This is a genomic window from Bdellovibrio sp. (assembly GCF_036384735.1).
Classification (GTDB): domain Bacteria; phylum Bdellovibrionota; class Bdellovibrionia; order Bdellovibrionales; family Bdellovibrionaceae; genus Bdellovibrio.
Genome location: NZ_DASVLT010000056.1, coordinates 37,653 through 56,905, shown reverse-complemented (window position 1 = coordinate 56,905; position 19,253 = coordinate 37,653). Strand labels below are relative to the sequence as shown.

21 protein-coding genes are annotated in these 19,253 nt (G+C 44.4%); 10 read left to right on the top strand and 11 right to left on the bottom strand.

Annotated features, from left to right (window positions below):
* Positions 1-275: 275 nt before the first annotated feature.
* Complete coding sequence (locus VF412_RS17380; protein ID WP_331340537.1) at positions 276-605, top strand: DHCW motif cupin fold protein; 330 nt, start codon at positions 276-278, stop codon at positions 603-605.
* Positions 606-759: 154 nt separating this feature from the next.
* Here the strand turns inward: VF412_RS17380 and VF412_RS17375 are convergent, their stop codons facing one another.
* Entirely contained in the window at positions 760-1,146 is a 387-nt protein-coding gene (locus VF412_RS17375) for a VOC family protein (protein ID WP_331340536.1), read from the bottom strand.
* Between the two features lie 55 nt (positions 1,147-1,201).
* On the opposite strand from VF412_RS17375, the gene VF412_RS17370 reads away from it, so the two are divergent.
* Together VF412_RS17370 and VF412_RS17365 are read left to right on the top strand one after the other, a co-directional pair.
* A complete protein-coding gene (locus VF412_RS17370; RefSeq protein WP_331340535.1) occupies positions 1,202-1,519 on the top strand; it encodes a helix-hairpin-helix domain-containing protein in 318 nt (105 codons plus the stop codon).
* Positions 1,516-2,088, top strand: a complete 573-nt coding sequence (locus tag VF412_RS17365; RefSeq protein ID WP_331340534.1) for a PadR family transcriptional regulator — start codon at positions 1,516-1,518, stop codon at positions 2,086-2,088. Before VF412_RS17370 ends, VF412_RS17365 begins: the two co-directional genes overlap by 4 nt.
* On the opposite strand, the gene VF412_RS17360 is transcribed toward VF412_RS17365, so the two are convergent.
* The gene (locus tag VF412_RS17360; protein WP_331340533.1) at positions 2,085-2,300 is read right to left on the bottom strand and encodes a hypothetical protein; all 216 of its coding nucleotides are present in this window, start codon (positions 2,298-2,300) and stop codon (positions 2,085-2,087) included. The two genes, VF412_RS17365 and VF412_RS17360, sit on opposite strands and share 4 nt — an antisense overlap.
* A 161-nt stretch (positions 2,301-2,461) precedes the next feature.
* Here VF412_RS17360 and VF412_RS17355 point away from each other — a divergent pair, with 161 nt between their 5' ends.
* Both VF412_RS17355 and VF412_RS17350 read left to right on the top strand, forming a co-directional pair.
* Positions 2,462-3,673, top strand: coding sequence for a hypothetical protein (locus VF412_RS17355; protein WP_331340532.1), 1,212 nt, complete (start codon positions 2,462-2,464; stop codon positions 3,671-3,673).
* A gap of 2 nt (positions 3,674-3,675) precedes the next feature.
* The gene (locus VF412_RS17350) at positions 3,676-4,584 is read left to right on the top strand and encodes a hypothetical protein (RefSeq protein ID WP_331340531.1); all 909 of its coding nucleotides are present in this window, start codon (positions 3,676-3,678) and stop codon (positions 4,582-4,584) included.
* 9 nt (positions 4,585-4,593) lie between these two features.
* Here VF412_RS17350 and VF412_RS17345 read toward each other — a convergent pair whose 3' ends face one another.
* Positions 4,594-5,721: a hypothetical protein gene (locus VF412_RS17345; RefSeq protein WP_331340530.1), complete on the bottom strand. Its 1,128-nt coding sequence runs from the start codon at positions 5,719-5,721 to the stop codon at positions 4,594-4,596.
* A gap of 168 nt (positions 5,722-5,889) precedes the next feature.
* Between VF412_RS17345 and VF412_RS17340 the strand changes: the two genes are divergently transcribed.
* Together VF412_RS17340 and VF412_RS17335 are read left to right on the top strand one after the other, a co-directional pair.
* Complete coding sequence (locus VF412_RS17340; protein ID WP_331340529.1) at positions 5,890-6,666, top strand: TIGR02147 family protein; 777 nt, start codon at positions 5,890-5,892, stop codon at positions 6,664-6,666.
* Positions 6,667-6,816: 150 nt separating this feature from the next.
* Positions 6,817-7,950, top strand: coding sequence for a TRAP transporter substrate-binding protein (locus VF412_RS17335; RefSeq protein ID WP_331340528.1), 1,134 nt, complete (start codon positions 6,817-6,819; stop codon positions 7,948-7,950).
* Between the two features lie 15 nt (positions 7,951-7,965).
* Here VF412_RS17335 and VF412_RS17330 read toward each other — a convergent pair whose 3' ends face one another.
* From VF412_RS17330 to VF412_RS17305, 6 genes are read right to left on the bottom strand one after another with little or no spacing between them, the layout of a single operon-like run.
* Complete coding sequence (locus tag VF412_RS17330; protein ID WP_331340527.1) at positions 7,966-9,765, bottom strand: BatD family protein; 1,800 nt, start codon at positions 9,763-9,765, stop codon at positions 7,966-7,968.
* A complete protein-coding gene (locus VF412_RS17325; protein ID WP_331340526.1) occupies positions 9,759-11,738 on the bottom strand; it encodes a VWA domain-containing protein in 1,980 nt (659 codons plus the stop codon). Before VF412_RS17325 ends, VF412_RS17330 begins: the two co-directional genes overlap by 7 nt.
* A complete protein-coding gene (locus tag VF412_RS17320; protein WP_331340525.1) occupies positions 11,719-12,738 on the bottom strand; it encodes a VWA domain-containing protein in 1,020 nt (339 codons plus the stop codon). Before VF412_RS17320 ends, VF412_RS17325 begins: the two co-directional genes overlap by 20 nt.
* Positions 12,732-13,214, bottom strand: a complete 483-nt coding sequence (locus tag VF412_RS17315; protein WP_331340524.1) for a DUF4381 domain-containing protein — start codon at positions 13,212-13,214, stop codon at positions 12,732-12,734. Before VF412_RS17315 ends, VF412_RS17320 begins: the two co-directional genes overlap by 7 nt.
* The gene (locus tag VF412_RS17310; RefSeq protein ID WP_331340523.1) at positions 13,211-14,116 is read right to left on the bottom strand and encodes a DUF58 domain-containing protein; all 906 of its coding nucleotides are present in this window, start codon (positions 14,114-14,116) and stop codon (positions 13,211-13,213) included. The genes VF412_RS17315 and VF412_RS17310 overlap by 4 nt, the downstream gene beginning before the upstream one ends.
* 9 nt (positions 14,117-14,125) lie before the next feature.
* Positions 14,126-15,103, bottom strand: a complete 978-nt coding sequence (locus VF412_RS17305) for a MoxR family ATPase (protein ID WP_331340522.1) — start codon at positions 15,101-15,103, stop codon at positions 14,126-14,128.
* 94 nt (positions 15,104-15,197) lie between these two features.
* On the opposite strand from VF412_RS17305, the gene VF412_RS17300 reads away from it, so the two are divergent.
* The 3 genes from VF412_RS17300 (at position 15,198) to VF412_RS17290 (ending at position 18,038) form a co-directional block, all read left to right on the top strand.
* Positions 15,198-15,869: a response regulator gene (locus tag VF412_RS17300; protein ID WP_331340521.1), complete on the top strand. Its 672-nt coding sequence runs from the start codon at positions 15,198-15,200 to the stop codon at positions 15,867-15,869.
* Positions 15,862-17,184, top strand: a complete 1,323-nt coding sequence (locus VF412_RS17295; protein WP_331340520.1) for an ATP-binding protein — start codon at positions 15,862-15,864, stop codon at positions 17,182-17,184. Before VF412_RS17300 ends, VF412_RS17295 begins: the two co-directional genes overlap by 8 nt.
* Positions 17,185-17,501: 317 nt before the next feature.
* Positions 17,502-18,038 carry a GbsR/MarR family transcriptional regulator gene (locus tag VF412_RS17290; protein ID WP_331340519.1) on the top strand — a complete coding sequence of 179 codons (537 nt, stop codon included), beginning with the start codon at positions 17,502-17,504 and terminating at the stop codon, positions 18,036-18,038.
* A gap of 6 nt (positions 18,039-18,044) precedes the next feature.
* On the opposite strand, the gene VF412_RS17285 is transcribed toward VF412_RS17290, so the two are convergent.
* Positions 18,045-18,809 carry a 2-oxo acid dehydrogenase subunit E2 gene (locus tag VF412_RS17285; RefSeq protein WP_331340518.1) on the bottom strand — a complete coding sequence of 255 codons (765 nt, stop codon included), beginning with the start codon at positions 18,807-18,809 and terminating at the stop codon, positions 18,045-18,047.
* On the bottom strand, positions 18,806-19,246 hold the full coding sequence (locus VF412_RS17280; RefSeq protein ID WP_331340517.1) for a hypothetical protein: 441 nt from the start codon (positions 19,244-19,246) through the stop codon (positions 18,806-18,808). Before VF412_RS17280 ends, VF412_RS17285 begins: the two co-directional genes overlap by 4 nt.
* Between the last annotated feature and the right edge of the window lie 7 nt (positions 19,247-19,253).

Below are 19,253 nucleotides of genomic sequence, written 5' to 3'. Positions count from 1 at the left end.
GCAAGAGAATGAATTTAGACGTAGATTTCCATTGGGGATCCACTAATGACACCTGCTTTCTTAGATTTTGCTTCGTAACCAAATCTTAAGAAGATTGTGTAATTAACTGGATCCCTTTTTTCTTAGGTCCTAACGCCTAGCATTCCACCATTAACTGGGAACAACCATTAAACGGGGGCAGTCGAACTTTTTGAGTCATTATGTTGTACTCCCCGTCCTGACAGGGATACGATTTCATGCCTAAAGTGAATTTGAATAACTCACCTGGAGTTTTTATGACAATTCAAAATGTTCCCTTTATGACAACTGACTGGAGCAAAATTCCTTCAACCGAACATCGTGGTGAAAAGGGAAAGGCTCTTTGGAGAACTCTGGAAATAGGTAATATTCGAGTGCGCATGGTCGAATACACTCCAGGCTATATTGCAGATCATTGGTGCTCACGCGGCCACGTGTTACTTGTTCTCGAGGGAGAGCTTGTAACCGAACTGAAAGACGGTCGAAGCTTTACGATGAGTCCGGGAATGAGCTATCAGGTAGCCTCCGATGCGGAACCTCATCGCTCGTCCACTCAGTCGGGTGCCAAGCTTTTCATCGTGGATTAGAAACACTTCGTTCTTTCCGACTCAATTTTCGCTAGTCTCGAAGCTTCTTCATCCCGCTTCATAACGAGCTGCTCAAATAAAAATCGAGAGCAGATGTTCTCGATTTTTGTCAGTTCTTTTTTAGTCAACGTGTATTTAGAGGGTCTTTTTTCAGCTATTCGAGTGGAGAGCAAATCTCGACGAGGAATCCATTGCAGTCCCGCACGTAGCCTACTCGCTGTCCCCATGGTTTTTGTACTGGCTTTTTCAACTCAGCGGCACCATGGGCGATGGCCATTTCGAAAGAAGAGTCGACATCCTCAGAAACGAGTGCAAGTTCAAAGGGCGGCGGCGACGAGAGTTTTCCTAGTTGTCCAAAATCAAGTCCGTTCTCTTGAGCTAGTGACTTTGCTGTGAATGCCAAGCGCGTAGTTCCAGTCTCCATTTCGGCGTAAGCATTGGACTCATGAACAAAGAGTTTCTTTAAACCAAAAGCATTTTCGTAAAACGAAACCGTTTTAGGAACATCATCCACATATAATATCGTATATCCGTATTTCATACATTCTCCGTGAAAAGTGTTGCGTTCAAAGTAAAACTAGTCTAATTTAGACTAGATGCCAACCACAAATAAAAAAATTGCACCTGATCAAGAAAAACCATTAGCTCCGCGCAAACTCTCTGATTTGCGCTCTATAGGGCCTGCGGCAATCGAAGACTTTAAACTACTTGGAATTGAGTCTGTCGAAGCTCTTAAAGGAAAGGACTCCACGGATCTGTACGATAAGCTTTGTCGAATCACCAAAAAACGCCACGATCCTTGTGTTATTGACGTGTTCAGGGCGGCCATTGAGCAAGCAAAGAATCCGCAGCTTGAGGCACACAAGAAAAACTGGTGGTATTGGTCAAAAATAAGAAAGCAATCGTTACGATGAAAAAGTCTGAACAACTGACGGCGGCAGATCTTACAGTTATCAGTCTTTTGGCTGAAGAGCCGATGCACGGCTATAAGATCGTCGCCGAACTGGAGCGAAGGGATGCCAAAGACTGGGCCCCTATATCTCGACCACAAGTCTATTATTCAATCAAAAAACTTCTCAAACTAAAAATGATAGGTGAAGCGTCTGACGCTGAAGAGCCTTTAGGTCCCGAGCGCGAAAAATATCGTCTCAATGCAAAAGGTAAAGATGCGATGAAAGAAGCATTGAGTGACCGAGCATGGGCAACTCAACGACCTCCAGCGCCTTTCGTGACGTGGATGGCGTTATCAACACATCTATCAGCAACGACAACACGAGAGATCATTGAAGCTCGTCGTCGTTTTCTTGAATCGGAACTCTCGCGAGAAAGAAAGACGTTATCAGAGTTTGAAGCTGAATCCGACTCAATGGTTGTGGCAGGGAAGTTAATGGTCTCTTTTTGTATTAGATCTTTCGAACTGGAGTTGTCATGGCTGACTGAGGTTCTTAGAGAACTCCCCAAGTCACGGGCTAAAAACTCTTAATCTTTGAAGTTCACAACATATATACACTCTAACTTATTCAGAGGTAGATGTCCTATGTGCCAACTTTCAATTGTCGGAAGGTACATGGTATTCGCCTTTGTATAATCATCCAAAGCTGAAAATATCGTGATATCTTCATAGAACATATCTGAAACGACGAAATAAACAGCTTGTTTGCTGACTCCCCTTAATGATTTGATTCCAATCATCATAGACGGTCAATCAGATGCAACAGTGTTCCCGCGCAATAGAAAATGGGATCACATTTTTTTGTTTATGCGTCAACATCGTTGGCACAGTCTCATTTCGACTTAAGAAAATATTTTGTGCTCCCGACAAGATTTCAAATGCAATCGCAACGAGGGGGATCTTCATGAACAACTGCAAAATACCACTTTATATCTTTGCATTAGCGACATCTCTTGTGGGTTGTAAGGACGATCAAAGTTCTACAATGACATCAAGTTCGGTGGCAGTTCCTCCACAATATATTGCTTGCTCGGATAACTCTTTAAATTCGACCAACTGTTTCACTTCATCAGCACGATACGTCTATACATCGGCCTACGGAGGCAGATCCACATTAGGTGCTGCTGTTAATGGTGCCAATGGAAGTCTGACAGCCACCATTCCTCAAGGATGGTATGACGGCACAACATCGGCAACCATGAGTGACACCGCATTCATTGCGAAAAACATCAAACAAGGTGTCACGCTTTTTGGACTTCTTGGCACACAAAAAGGAAATGAGTTTCTAGGTTCATCCATGAGCAGAACTTACGGCACAACTCAAATCACTCTTTCTGATGAAACTACGACGTACTCAGGTACAAACACGTTACCCACTAATTATAGAGCCATTCCAACCATCAACGTCGATGACGACGGATTCACAGGGGGAAATGTTTCTAAAGTGGATCGCTCGACGTGGGGCATTTCAACATGTGGCACAACTCAAACAACAATAGATGCCCGCATCGCCGATTGCGTCGCGGTGTTTGCATCGACAGCGAGTTGGGATGGAACGGACAAGGGCAATGCCGGTCAAGCCCTTTGGAAACTCGTCACTCGCACTGGCAGCGTGAGTTCAAGTAAAGGCCGCGAGGTCTGGCTAGATACACGCACAGGTCTTCTTTGGAGCTCTCTGGTTTCTACCACCTTGAACTGGTGCAAAGGAGCCGGCAGCCACTCTATCGCCGGAAATACTTATGCGGATACAGACCCATCTAACGTATGCAACAACAGCACTTATCAAAACACAGCTGGAAGTGCTATCAGTGCGTGCTATGAAGGAACAGGATTTTCATCGACTGACGCGAATATCGATATCGCTGGCAAAACCGGTTTAAGCCTAACCTCAACACCAGTGGTCGCATGGCGCCTCCCAACTATTTATGACTATAAGCAAGCCGAGGTCGATGGCATTCGTTTCGTCATGCCCGACGGCGGCGTGGGCTCTGGAGAATGGGCCGCCACAATTTATTCTACGGATCGGTCTGAAGCATGGTTCTTTGATAGCAACTATGGCGCAACCAGTGTGGGTGCTCGCACTGGCAATCATGCCATTAGATGTGTAGGACGTTAACCATGTTTAAAATCCTTTTTAATACCCTCATTCTTCTGGCTTGCAGCAGCACCTGGGCGAATCCGTTAATTACAAAAACTTCCCGCAAAAGTGCCATCGCGGAATTTGAAACAGCCCCTGAGGTTGGAGATCGATATTATTCAACTGACAATGACGGAAATAAAATTGGCATTCTTGAAGTTAGCAAGGTGAAAGGCAAAAAAGCCCTTTTAAATATCATCTGGGGTTCTGCATTTTTAGATACGCCCCTGACAAAATTAGAAAAAGATACTGTTCTAACTTCTCAAGATATCGAAGGTCTACGACTAGAGGGACCGACAAGCACCCCGCCTCCTATTACATTAAGGCCTTCTGACTATTTGCGATCAGATAAAAATTCTTTCGGCATAATGGGAGGCTTGTCCTATGGCCGCATGAATGCTCGAGTAAAAGACAGCTTTGGCGAAATAGACACTGTACAAATGAGCGGAATCAGCTTGAACGTTTATGGCTATTACGATTATTTGTTCACTCCAACTTTAGGACTTCGCGCGGCCGTTAGCTATGATCAAATTCGTTTGAATGGAAACTCAAGTCTTTACGCTTGTAACGGCAGGACTAGTCAAAGTTGCAACGCCAACTTGGATTTTATCTCGGGCGAGTTGATGTTGAAATATCAAACAACGTTTGAAAACTACCGAGCTTGGCTAGGTGCCGGGTATTACTATCGTTATGCCACAAACGCCAGCTCCAGCGCCGTGGATACTTCCAATTTCTACGGTGACTCTGCTTACGCCTTGGATATCGGATTAGATATCGGTACAAAACTAAAACGTTATGTTCCAATCTCTATCGAGTATGTAAAACCAAGCAGCTCAACAGATGTCACCAGTGATTTGATTTACTTGCGAATAGGATATGCTTTTTTTTAGTTCCTCTTCCTAATATCTAAATATCAGTTCCAAGTTATCATGAGACATTTGACTGCTTTTATTGGCACAGGTTGCAAAAAAGCCCCAAGGTCCCATCATAACGTCTCCACATCCTCTATCTGAAGTGCTCGGGGTTATATCTACTTTTATGTCTGAGGGACCAATAACGGCCGAGTATGATTTTACCATCGGAGAATACAACCCCAAAATGACATTGTGATCACTAAAGATTTTGAAATTCCCATGCTCATTTGAATTCAAATAACTTATTTTACCTTCACTGAGCTCGATGTAACTCGCATTAAATTTCAGCTCATAGCGATTCAATTGGAGTGACACCGCTGGTGGAGTATCATCGCAATTCGAGAACAATTGAACAATCCCCATATCTTGATTGTCACTCCATGACCAACCACATTCATCACCCCATTTATAAAAAACTGTGGCTTTCGTAAGAGCGTCCTTATTCGTGATATAGGACTTTCTCAGATCCACATACCATCCATCTGCAACATAGAATGGATATCCGATATTTTTAAGAATCCGAAGATACTGACCCAAAGAAACATCCACCCGATTTGCTGAAAGAATAAATCGCACGAAGGAACGAATTAAATACGACTGTGCTGACGGAAGAACACTTAAAAGATCCTTATATAGAATCTCGTGAACTAAGAGCGCTGTTCTTGAATCATTGTCAAACTGAGCCCAAATTTCAGAATCAAAGTTATAACCATAGATGTCTGTGATGGGGTCTCGCGCTTGAACCGCCGCCTGACGAATCGTGCATCCCACTGGCAAAACTGTGGGCCCTTCATCTGCAACAAGAATCAGATACTCACCTTTCTTGGTCCATGTCGTGTGCTTTTTTAAATCAACAAGGTCAGCCTTCCATTTCTCGATTCTTGTTGGATCAATGCCGCTCCAGGCATCAAAGATGGCGTTTGCTCGTGCAAAAGGATCCATCACCTCGGGAAAAGCAATGTACAAGTTGGCGCCCTCAAACAAATCCAAAAGCTTTGTTTGCGACGCGCAAGATATGGCATGACCGCCGTTCCCCATTTCGTATCCACACCAGCCGTAGATTCCACTGAACGTAACTACAAGAAATACCAGAAATCCGTTTAGAATCTTCATAAACTCCCCTGAAGACTTACATCTATGACTTGCTCAAAGATTCATATCAACTAAAAGCTCAGCCCAGATATTCCACATGTGTTCCGATCGTAGTTTGGGACATTTTGCAAAAAGACTGACTACGAATTCCGATGACTTCAATTCGAAAAACAAGCTAAGAAGCCGACCATGAAAACTCATGTCCGTCTAAAGCAGTTGCTTGAAGAAAAAAAAAACCGCAACCCCCGGATTTCACTTAGATCCATAGCCGCAAAAATGGGAATGCCACCGGGACGAGTCTCTGAACTGCTTGCCGGAAAAAGAAATCTTACCAGCAAGCATCTAGAGAAGTTTTGTCGGGCCCTCAAAGTTTCCTCAGACGAAGGTATTTCGCTTAAGCTACAACTGGAAGCAGAGAAAGACTTTGAGGAGCCATCGGCGTATCGAAAAGTATTTACCGCCGAGCAAACTTCTAAACTTACGGACTGGAAGCCCTACGCGTTGATGTGTTTTCTTCAAACTGATGACTATGCAACAATGGCCCAATTAAACTCGAATCCATTAGATCAGATGAAAGCGATTTCTCAAAAATTAAGTATGTCCTATACCGAGATTGAATCTCTAATTGAGATCATGCTCGCGGTGAATTTCATCGAATGGAAAGACGTTCTATGGAGGCCAACTCACACCGTTGCCTCTGCAGGTCACAGCAATGTTCCAAGCAAAGTTGTCCAAGAGGCCCATCACAGCGCTCTGGAACTTGCTAAAAATAAGTTGTTTAAAGTCGATGTCACACAACGCGACTTTAGTTTTATGACCATCGCAATGAATCCCGAGGATCTGGAAAAAGCGCGAAAGATGATTCGCACTTTTCGAAGAAAATTTGCAGTAGATTTAGAAAAGGGAAAAAAGAAGTCCGTCTATCAGATCTCGATTCAATTCTTTCCCATTTCCTCTCTAGATTAAAAAATCAAGCCTGCCTGTCTCTATTATTTCTCCTGATCTTCCGTTCCCACAACTGCAATTTGGGAAACACTAAATCGTGTCATCCTATTGTGTTCGTCAAATGTGAGCTTAAGATTAAGTAATCCGGTATTTCTTTTTTAGGAGAATTGCATGAAGAGGGGTAGCCTATTTCTTGGATTGATCTTGGGTGCAAGTCTTGGCGCGACAGCAGTGCTTATCAAAACAAAGGAAAAGACAGCCAAAGTCTACAAGGCAAGCTGGTTTGTAGCCCACACTCCAGAGAGCCCCCATCTTATACAACAGGCCCAAGAGTTTGCTCATCGTCTGGAAGAGAGATCTCACGGACAACTTCATCTAGATTTGGTATTTCCAAAAAATTCTTTCATCAAAGATGGCAATAACTTTCGTGACGCGATCAGAATGATCGGAACTAATGAGGCGCAAATTAGTCAGATTAGCTCTACTCATCTTTCCCTTTTTGATCCTCAATTTCAAGTTTTCGACTTGCCATTCTTATTTAAATCTCACGAACACGCGGCAAAGGTTTTCGACGGCGAGATCGGCGACCGAATTAGAAGTCATTTTCTTGAAGCCTCCGGTCATGTTGTGCGCTCTTTAGCCTTTACTTATAGTGGTGGATACAGAGTTTTCGTATCGAATAAGCGTCTTTCTAAAGCCTCGGATCTGGTCGGATTAAGAATGCAGTTTTATGGTCCAAAGGCAGACCCTTCCGAGACTTTGTCTCAAAATCCAGCGCTTACACATTTATATACAGATCTTGCATTTAAGATGCGGCCTGTGATGACCAATGATCATCCTGAATATTTCTCTCAGTTGGATTTCTTTAAGAACAACGACATCGACATTACAGAAGATCATCTAAGTCACTTTACCCGTGTCTATAACAAAGTTGGAATCTTGCGGGGGAAAATGGACTATGTCTGGGAAACAAACCATAGCCTATTTTTAACTAGCATAGTCGTAAATGAAAAATTCTTTCAATCACTTCCCAAAGATCTTCAAACTCTTTTAAAGGAAGAAGCTCAACGTCTTGCCCTTCTTGAACGGGAAGCATCTATAGAGCTTGATCAGAACGCGCGACAATGGCTAATTAACTCTGGTTACACTGTTACTAAGCCAACTGAAAAAGAACGTAACGCTCTGATCAAGGAAAGTCGAGATGTCTATGACAAGTTGGGCCCGCAAATCGGCCCAGATCTGATCAAGTCCATAGAAGACCTGGGAGCAAGCTTATCATCATCATCTCTAGCCGATACACACTAAATCAAAGATGTTGGTCTATTCAGGATTCAATTCAGGCAGTGACTCCTTGGGAGCTTTTTGAGTTGCCTGCCTTTGATGTTTCGACATTATTAACTTCTCGACATCTTTTTTTATCATTTCAAGATCCGCTCTTTGGCCTGCGTAAAGCTCCCCTTCAATTCGGCGGGTGATATTGGTCGCTAAATCTTTATCAAAATCTTTTCGGAAATCTGCCGCTCTCGAGAATATTCGACTTAATGGCGCTTGGCGCTCTAAACCCCACTGAGCTTCTGCATAACTTTGCAAGAAGATCAAAACCTCTCGACATGATTGAGCCTGTTTCAATTGCCGTACATCAACGGATTTTCTCTCGACTTTAACCTCTCGGGTCTGCGGCGTTTTTTGTTTTCTTCGAATGAAATATACTATCGCTAAGCTTAGGGCCAACAAAAGCAAACCCGCACCAATCATAAACAATGTGTTCCATCGAGATCCAGCAAAGGTCGGCGCCATGGGTGATGATACCGGAGCTGTATGATTTTCGGTTGCAGTGTTCACAAGATTTTTTTGCGCTACATGATTTTGATTTAGCGCCACACCACCACCTATTCCTGGTGCAACTTGAACTGTTCGTTCGGGCAAAGTGGCGATTCTGCGTACATGATTTTTCGTATCCCACCATTCCAACTTAAGCGCAGGAAAACGCAAAGAACCAGAGGCTTGTGGAATAATAGTTAAAGTTTCTTTCTTAATGCTCGCGACTCCACCTGGGAAAGACTTTTCTGAAGTCACTGGATGATCTGCATATACTTTATAATCTTCAACCGATTTCATCTGCTCAGAAAAACTAGGCAACTGAGTAGATGACAGATCTGCGACCTCAGTAGTAATCACTCGAGTCAGAGGCTCCCCTACTTTTGCCTGTCCACTCCAAGTTTCCGATAACTTCAGATCTGAAGTTGGCAACCAAGGATCCATACCTTGAACAGCCGGGCGCACCTTTAAAGTCAAAGGACGACTGCTAATAAGCACCGGTTGCATGGAAGCAAACCCGCCAAAGAAATCGTCATTCGCAAAGTTATCCATCATTTGCTCCATCTGAGCGAATGGATTGTCCTGGTCAACTGCTTGATTTTTATTACGACGTGAAGGAGCTTCAGCCCTAACCACAAGAGATGGAAGAGTCATCTCGCCGTCCTTCAGCGGTGTCACAAGGTACGAGACCTCAACCACCTGTTGAGAGCGACCATTGATGGTCTTATTGACAACGCGAGGTTCGCCATGACGTTCAACGATAGCATCCTTCACGCTAAAATCACCTAGCTGAATATTTCGTAAAGAACGGGCTCCCGCCAACTGAAAGTTGACGAGAATTCGTTGGCCCTTGTAAGGATTTATATCGGCTGTCTGAACACTCATCGTACCGACCTGAGCATTTGCCTGCGAGGTCGTCGTACCAACGGGGCGATCTTGAATTGTGACATGCACCGGTTCTGTTTTTAAAACGCCCGATTTGGTTTGGATTGTCACTGATGGCACATCCACAGCCCCAGTTGATCTTGGCACTAACGTGAGATTCCAACTGGTGCTCGATGATGTATTGCCATTAATGATTTGGATATTCGAGGACTGCTGCTGACCAATAATTTGAAAATTCTGATTCAATGCCGAAAAATCAGGGCTGCTCGACGCACTCGTATCGGTTAAAACAAAATTAGCATTCAAGGGCTCGCCCAGTCCCACTTTATCTCGATCAACATTAACGGAAAAACTTTGTGCAAAACTAATTGCGGGAATGACACTCATTATAAGTAATATGTATTTTGCTTTTACCATGGCTGATCTCCGTTTCTTGTCTGAGCACGACTTGATTCAATCATGAACTGATTTTTTAAAAAGCTGTGCGGATCATTGGAGATTCGATTCAGCCACTGATCGGCATCGATATCTTTCTGACTGCGCTTAGCTTCTTTTTGCTGATCCACTCCGTACCTAGCTTGCACCGAGGATTCCGGTTTCGACCCTTCTTGACCTTGCTCTTTTTCTTGCGATTGTTCGGGCTTTTTTTGTTGCCCTAGTTCTTGCTGTTGTTGATTCTGTTGTTCCTCTTTTGATTGAGCTTTACCTTCTTGTTGCTGCTGATTCCCAGCGACCCGATTGTCTTTCTTATTCTGAGCGTTCTCAGATTTCTGTCCCGCCTGATGATTCTCGGCCTGGTTTTGATTTTGGTTCTGATTTTTTTGCGCATCCTTTTGTGGCGATGAGTTCTGCTGTCCAGAGCTTTGCTGTTGCGACTGTCCTTGCTGCGGTTGAGACTGAGCCTGTGATTTAGACTGCGACTGCGACTCTGATTGTGATTTCGACTGCGAAGATGACTGTTGCGACTGCTGTTGTTGTTGCTGTTGTTGTTTCTTCAATAGATCTTGAACAATTTTAAGATTGTCCTTAGTGGGTTGATCTTGAGGTTTCGTTTTCAAAACTTCGTTATAGGCATCAATCGCTTGTTGATATTTACCTTCTTCAGCCAAAGTATTGCCTAAATTATATTTCGCCGACAAAGCAACTTCTGGACGCTGTGCCTGACGAAACGATTTTTCGGCGTCTTGCAATTTACCGGCACGGAACTGTGCAACGCCACGACGATAGGGATCTTGAAAGCTCTTCGCGGCTGTCTCATAATCCTGATGCTCTAAAGCTTCTTTACCTGCGATCTCAGAGTTTTTAAATAAGCCGTTAGCCCCAGCCTTGGCTTGCGGAACAGCTATAAATAGCAACAAAACAAGAGGCAAAATATTTGTCATCGTTCGACTTGCTCGCGAAGCAGATCTAAATAGTGGAATCATGAACAAAAGAAGTGGAATCAAGAAAATATAATAGCGCGGTTCCCAGTCCTTTGTGATCCTGCCCGAAGCCTGCGGGCCGTTATCATTGAGCACCTCTTTAAATAATTGGTTACCTCGGACATCCTCTTGCGCTGTAAAATAGCGGCCATTTCCTGAGGCCGTGATTTGTTCCAACAAGCCTTGCTGCAATTTAGAAATCACAGGACCATTGTCGTTTTTGGCAAAGCCCCCTTTCGATGTAGGAACGGGAGCTCCCTGCAAGGTTCCAAAACCAACAGCACTCACACGAATGTTTTTTGCAGCAAGATCTTTTGCCAATGCCGTCGCAGATGGATCTTCAAATCCTCCATCACTTAAGATCAGAATGGCTTTATCTTTTCCATTCGCAGCGCTCAGCAGTTGGCCAGCCAAATTCAACGCGGGCGACAGACGACTTCCTTGGACAGCCACGATGTCAGTCTGTAAGGCCCCTGAGACATAACGAATGGCGTTTTTATCTTCTGTAATAGGAGTAATAACATGAGCATCAGCGGCAAACCCGATCAAACCAATATTCACATCAGGATTTTCATTTAAAATATCTTCGATTTTTTCCCTGGCGCGTATCAAGCGAGAGGGTTGAATATCTGTCGCATTCATCGAATCGGAAAGATCTAATAGAATCACCAAGTTTTTGTTCATTTTATAGCTTGGCACTTCTCTGAAGTCCCAGCGGGGACCGGCCAAAGCTAACACGGCCAGTCCCCACAGGGTGGACCACACAGCAATCATTTTGCGGGAGGAAGATGTGACCCGGAGGGAATTCTGCAAAAGAAATGGAAGCAAATGTTTATCGGCGAAACGCTCAAGCCCCACCCACTTGCCTATTTTTGAACTGCGATAGGTCCACAGTAAAGATATCAAAGGAACAAGAGCCAAAGCCCAAAGCCATTGTACATGTTCAAAATTAAATCCGGACTGAGTCATAAGACTCTCCTTTCAGGCCGGCGGTGACTCCGAAAATTACGATCAACAGTAAAGCCACTCCCAGAGGATATTGAAACAAGGGTTGTCGCACTAAAACCAAAGATGGTTCCGATTTACTTCGTTGTAGCGAGTCGATCTGATCGTAAATCTTCGCCAACATGTCGGGATCTGTGGCGCGGTAAAATTGGCCTCCGGTTTTTTCGGCAATTTCACGGGTCAAAGTGGTATCGACGTGAGATTCCACCATGACGTATCCTCCACGATCATCTGGAAATGGCACCGGTCCATCTTTACCAATCACGATGGTATATATTTTTATTCCATATTGCTTTGCCAATTCCGCCGCTTGCAGAGGAGGCAATGTACTCGAGTTGTCTTCTCCATCTGTTAGCAGAATAATCGCCCGAGAAGCTTCGGGACGTGTGCGCAAATTTTTAACGGCAAGACCGATGGCATCGCCAATCGCAGTGGCATCCCCTGCCATTCCGGGCAAAGCATTGTCTAACATTCTAGAAACCGCGGCTCTATCTAACGTCAACGGTGCCTGCATATAGGCTTGTCCACCAAACAAAATCAATCCCACACGATCCCCAACGCGCTTACTAAGAAAATCTTTTACGACTTTCTTAGCGCCATCAATGCGACTGACTTGTTCTGTAGAGGATGAAAAATCCAACGATTGCATAGAGCCTGAAAGATCCACAGCCAGCATAAGATCATGCCCTTCGCCCGGCATAGACGAAAGCTTATCCACCTTCTGTGGTCCCATCAGAGCAAGCACCGAAAAAGTCCAAATCCCAAATAAAATCCAAAACCAAAATTTCCGAGGAGTCTGACTAGATCGCGACAACTTACCAAAAGTATTTTGAACTGTTTCCAAATGAGGAAAATAAACTTCAGGAGCTGCCGGAGCTTCGCTCTTTTTGACCGGCCACATATAGCGAATCAGAAAAGGCACTGGTAGCAAAATAATAAGCCATGGCCATTGAAAGTTTAGCATGATTTTACCCAGCCTTTCGCCGCATCGATGGCTTCTCGTAAATTCTCTAGCTCGACTTTTTTGTCGACAGATTCAGGTCCCATGTATGGAACCTCACTCATCACCAACGAAAACTTTTTCCAATCAATATTTTTGGGATCTTTTTCAGAAAGCCAAGTTAGCCATGCATCCCCTAACAAATGCGCGCACTCGGCCCGGGAAAAGCGATAGATAGCCATGCGGCGCATAAGTTCAGAAAGTTCCCGAGCTTGGGTCTGAAGATCACCATTGCCAAGCCCCTCTGCCATCAGACTGAGCTGACTAAGAACCTGGTGACGCCACTGGCGTTTTGTGCGAGCTCTGAAAATACGAACGACCGACATCGCTAACACTAAAGCAATAATGACCCCGAACAAAATCCACCAGCCTGGAGCCAGTGGCCACCAACTGATAGAATCCAATCCTTGAATGTCATGTAAGCCTAATGCGCTTTTCATCTTGAATTCCTTTTCAACTGACGAAATTCCCGCGATAAATCTTCTGCAACATTTCCATCTGTTTTAATCCTCAAAGTTTTAAGGCGAAATTTTTTGGCAACATCTTCCAATAACATCTCACTCTGTTGCCATAATTGTTGGTACAACTCCAATCCACGACGGTCGGAGGTGTTAACCTCCATCTTATGTCCTTGATGATCTGAAAGCTGGATGCGTCCCGCGTCGGGCATGTGCATGTCGGCGGGGTCATTCACTTTGACCAGCGAAACCTCTCGTCTGCGCGATAGCAATCCCATGTTCTTTTCAAAATGACCTCCCAGATCCACGAAATCACTGATGACAAAAATACTGGCTCCGATGGGAAGATATCTATCCGCGATTTCCAGCGCTTCACTTAATGAAACTCGTCTGTGAATATCTTCTGGCTGACACAATGATCGCAACATTTCCCAAATAGATTTTCTTGATCGACGCGCTGGAAGAAATTTAATTCCTTCAGAGCACTGTCCAAATAAAAGAGCTCCCGTTTTATCATTCAGGTGATGGGACGTCCAAGCTAGCAATGCTGCTGCTCTTGCAGCTTGAACAGATTTGAACGTATTTCTTGTGCCGAACTGCATATAGCTGTTTAAATCGACGATGATGTAAACCGCACGCTCTCGTTCTTCGGTAAAGATTTTTGTGTAGGGACGGCCTTTGCGGGCTGTGACTCGCCAATCGATGGAACGAACATCATCGCCAGGTGAGTACTCGCGAAATTCCGAAAAATCCAACCCCCGCCCTTGAAAAAGCGACACATGGGCGCCTTGAATTTCCGACATGACTTTGCGTCTTGAACCCCAACCTTCGGGATCTGCATGTCGTCCTAAAGCGACGAGTTCGTTGTAGTCTGGCAACAACATAAATCCTCCCTAAGGAATCGCAACCTGTTGAATAAGGCGTTTCACAATATCCGTTCGGCTGATGTTATTCGCTTCGCTTTCATAAGACGGATAAATCCGATGACCCAAAATTTCAGGCGCCACAATCTGAACATGCTCAGGCGTCACATAATCGTGACCGCGCAAATAGGCTAAAGCTTTAGAAGCCTTCAACAAAGAAAGCGTCGCACGTGGCGAAGCCCCGTGCTCGATCCATCGTTTTAAATCAGCATCATATTTTTGTGGCATTCGTGTTGCTGCCACTAGAGCGACCATGTATTCACGAACGGCATCACTTAAATAAACTTCTTGAGCCGCACGTCGGGCCGCCAAAATTTCTTCGCTAGATGTTTTCAAAGATAGCGGAGCTTTCTCAAAATGATTGGCTTCAGCTCGTTTCAATATCGTCATTTCATCTCGAGAATTCGGGTAATCTACATAAACCTTCATTAAAAAGCGGTCCATCTGTGCTTCCGGAAGTTGATAAGTTCCTTCTTGTTCGATCGGATTTTGGGTCGCGATGACCATGAAAATCTCGGGTAATTTATGAAGATTGTTTCCCACCGAAACTTGTTTTTCTTCCATCGCCTCAAGCAGGGCCGATTGCACTTTCGCCGGAGCCCGATTTATTTCATCGGCAAGCAGAATATTGTTAAATAAAGGCCCTGGGCGGAATGAGAATAGACTTCGCTCGTGCAAGTAAATCTCGCTGCCTGTCAAATCCGAAGGCAATAGATCCGGAGTAAATTGGACCCGTCCAAATTTTGCATCCAGACTTTCCGCGACAGCTTTTGCGGCGGTGGTTTTAGCAAGCCCGGGCATCCCCTCGATCAACATGTGTCCATCTGATAGCAGGCAAATCAGAATGTTTTCGATAAGACGCTGTTGGCCAACAATACGCTCTGAGATCATTTTATTGATAATCTGAAGTGGGAATTTCTCGGACTGGGGTTCTATGAGGGTTTGCATAAAGAGTACTCCTTCGTTTTTTCATCTGATACGAATACGATAAGGGGCGAACCTTACAGCAAACTTACATGGCTCACTTTTAAAGCGAAGAATCATGAAGCTATTATTGATTGAAGACGATTATTTAATTGGAGATGGCACCCGAAAAGCCCTCACACGGGAAGGATTCAGCGTCGACTGGGTTCAACGAGTCGAGGATGCCGCCGCTGCCGTAAAAACTCAAAATTATGAACTCATCATCCTGGATGTTCGTCTGCCCGATGGGTCAGGTCTTAGTTTTTTGGCAAGCCTTAGAAAGGGTGGAAATAAGACACCCGTCCTTATATTGACGGCCCTCAACGCGACTCCGGATCGAGTTCGTGGTTTAGATCTTGGCGCTGACGATTACTTGGTCAAACCATTTGATGTCAGCGAACTGTGCGCACGCATTCGCGCCCTTCATCGTCGGGCTCAAGGCATCGTGCATCCTCTAATAACCATTCAGGGAATCACCCTAGATCCAGCATCTCACACCATCAAAAAAAATGGCGACCTTGTTGATCTTGGCGTCAAAGAGTTTTCTATTCTTCAAACACTGTTCGAGCGAGCCGGCCGCGTGGTCACCAAAACCGATCTTGAGGAAAGCCTGTATGGCTGGGGCGAAGAAATTTCTAGTAACGCTGTTGAGGTACTAGTCCATCGCATTCGTAAAAAAATGGGTCCTGATATAATAAAAACCATTCGCGGCGTCGGCTATATCACAGAGAAATCAGACAACCATGAATAACTCGCTAAAAACACGACTGCTTAAAAATATCATGCTTTCACTGGTCCTAGCTTGGGCTTTGACCTTGATGGGCGGTTATTTCATGACTCAGAAAACTTTGAATGATCAACAGGACATGCAATTAAAGCAAATTGCCCAATCCCTGTCTCATCAAGTTTTTACCCAAGGGGTTATTTCGATCCAAAGAACAGAATCTATCCCAACCAGCGGCGGAAAGGATATCGAGTTTCAAATCTGGCGCGAAGATAAGATGATCGGCTTTTCAGAAAATGCCCCGACAGAAAGTTTGTCAGAAACCGAAGGGTATAGCCAACACAGCGTCGAACAAAAACAGTGGCGTGTCTTTTCCTCCCATCAGAATGATTCACGCATCATGGTGGGGCAGGATCTTAATGTCAGACAAAAGTTGATTCGCGGTATGATATTCAGCAGCTTGTGGCCCATGCTTTTAGCTTTGCCTATCATCGGCTTGATTCTTTGGCTTGCCGTCAGTCTTGGATTGAAACCATTATCCAATCTTGCTGATGCGATTCAAAAACAATCGCCGACAAATCTTTCCCCGATCCAGGTGCCTGATCTGCCTTCTGAAGTTATCCCTGTAGTGCAATCACTGAATAATCTTTTACTCGTGGTCGACAACGCCATGACAAAAGAAAAGGAATTCACTGACAATGCGGCCCATGAGTTGCGCACGCCCTTGGCGGGAATCAAAGCTCAAGTCGAAGCGGCCCTTCGCAGTGACAATGAAGAAGAACAGCATAAACATCTTGTTGCGATCAATCATGGAGTCGATCGGACTTCACGCATTGTTTCGCAATTGCTGGCTCTGGCACGCCTAGAACCAGAAAATCTGCAGGTGAATTTTTCTTCCATCGACCTCAATAGTCTTGTCGCACAGGCCATTGCAAAATGGACACCACAAGCGCTAGCAAAGAATATTGATCTCGGTATGGAGGCCACCGGCGAATATCAAGTTCGAGGCGATACCCTGTGGTTAGATCTGATGATTTCAAATCTTATCGACAATGCGATCCGGTACTCCCCGGCTCATTCCAAGGTGGATATTGAGCTGACACGACAGAATGAAAAGATTCTTGTGATTATCACAGATAATGGTCCTGGTATTCCTAAGGAGGACCGCGAACGAGTGTTCGATAGATTCGTACGACTCAAAGGGCACAACACCGAAGGAAGCGGTATCGGACTGGCTGTCGTCAAAAAAATCGCCGACCTTCATGAGGTCAAAATTATTCTCGATACACCGACTGATCATGGCGGCTTAAAAGTTACTCTAGTCTTTGCCGGATCACTGTAACGCAATAACAATTCTTTTCCAGCGGCTTATGGCTCCTCAACCAAAGGAAATAAAGACATTAAGCCCATCTTGATCAGTCTATCGAATCACAATACTCTAGAACTCTTAATCAGAAATTCTCAAAGATCATAAACTTTCCCTATGTACCGGAATAAATCCAGAACCTTCTGAGACAAAAAATCGAAAACTTTTTCTCTTTTGACCGAATTTAAAATCATGCAGTTATCTGAATTGGTGCCCCATGAATCTTGATTTTCTATTTGTTCATGGCAGTATGAACAAATAGAAAATCAAAATCTAAAGAGGCAAATAAAAAAATGACAATCCAGGCAGACTTAAGTGAAATCCATAAACTCCGAGCCCTTTCAGAATCTGTCGGCGATTTTATACGCTATTGGGGATTTCGAAGAATTCATGGGGAAATCTGGACACAAGTTTTTTTATCTAAAACCAGTCTCAGCGGCGCCGAACTCACTCAACGTCTCGAAGTTTCAAAATCTCTTGTAAGCCCTGCTCTTTCCGAACTTGAAGAGTATGGCCTCATCATAATGACCGAGGACGGAAAAAAAACTAAGCGCTATTCTGCAGCACCGAATGTCGTCTCTGTGATCAAAGACATTCTTAAAGAACGAGAAGCCAAAATCATTGCAGAGGCGCAAAAGCAATTTGAGGCACTCGATAAGATCCACCAAAAGAGAGGAGATCAAAACTCACTTCTTGAAACAACCCGTCTTGAGGAGTTGGGGCAGATGATCTCCCTCGCTCAGTTTGCACTTGGCTTTGTTATTGGCCAAAGTGACCAGGAGTCTCTGAATTACTGGACAGAAGAAGCTATGAAAGCCCAGAGCGAGTGAGACGAACTACTTTTTGCTCTGAAGGAAAATTTCAAAATCCCGTATCATGGCTGCGGCTTGAGCCCCGTCAAAGAGACGATGATCAAAAGTCACTCCAATATGCATGATTTTACGAATTTCAATTTTATGGTTGATAACGATAGCCTCTTCACTAATCTGACCAAGAGAGATCAAGAGACCAGCCCGAGTCAACGGAACCAAAGGAACCAGCGCCTTTTTAATTCCCAAAGATCCAACATTCGTAACAATAACTGAACCGAATGGGTCTTTCGGCAATCGAAGCCCCGACAAATTCAAATTAAGATCGTGTGTTATAAAAGTGTAAGCATGTAGAAATAGTTTTGTAAAAGAACGAGGCAACCGGTCTATTAACCGCAAAGCGAAACCTAGGTGAGGGTCATTCCGGTCGCGAATTTGTTTAGCCGCATGGGAAACTCGCGCTTCTATTTCCGCCAAGTCCATCCGATCTACATCTCGCAAAGTCAGAAAAGAGAGATCATGCTTACCATTTTCTAGGATGTTCACCATGACGGATATATTGATGTTCTTTCGGCGATAAAGTCTGCCAAATCTTACAACAAAGTTGAGCTCTTGGTGCTTTTTCATGACTTCGCTAAGACCCTTGATAACCAGTGGCATGGGAGACGACGTAAGATTTAAGTGACTCACATCGACCTCCAGAAATCCATACACCGAAGGATCTCCACCACCTCCCCAGATTGAAAGTGCTATCTTTCTAAAAATCGAGGTCTTGACGGCAATAAAACTCATACAACCTTCAGAAATGCATGGGGGCTCGCAATCATCAAAATAAAAACAAATGATCGCACTGTCCAAATACATGTGCGAAACCAGTTCGTGCGCACTAAATTGCGAATCTCCAAGAGATCTTGCCCTTGTGCCAATTTAGAATGGGAGGGAATGCTCCAAAATATCGTCATGCCCCATATCAAAAGAACTCCCGCAAGGTTACAGATCCAAACCAGCTGATATTCACGACACAAGAGGATTGCGGTTAAAAGCTCAACAATCATTCCTGGACCAACAATAAATCCCATTGCAGATGTGTGTCGCTTATGAAACGTCACAAATTGATCGCGGACAATCATGGCAAAGGCCGGATAGTGAGTTAGTTGAATGACCCAGATAACTCCGGTAAGAAAAAAACAACAGGCAAACTGCAAATCCATCCAATCAAAGGAACTCAATGGATCC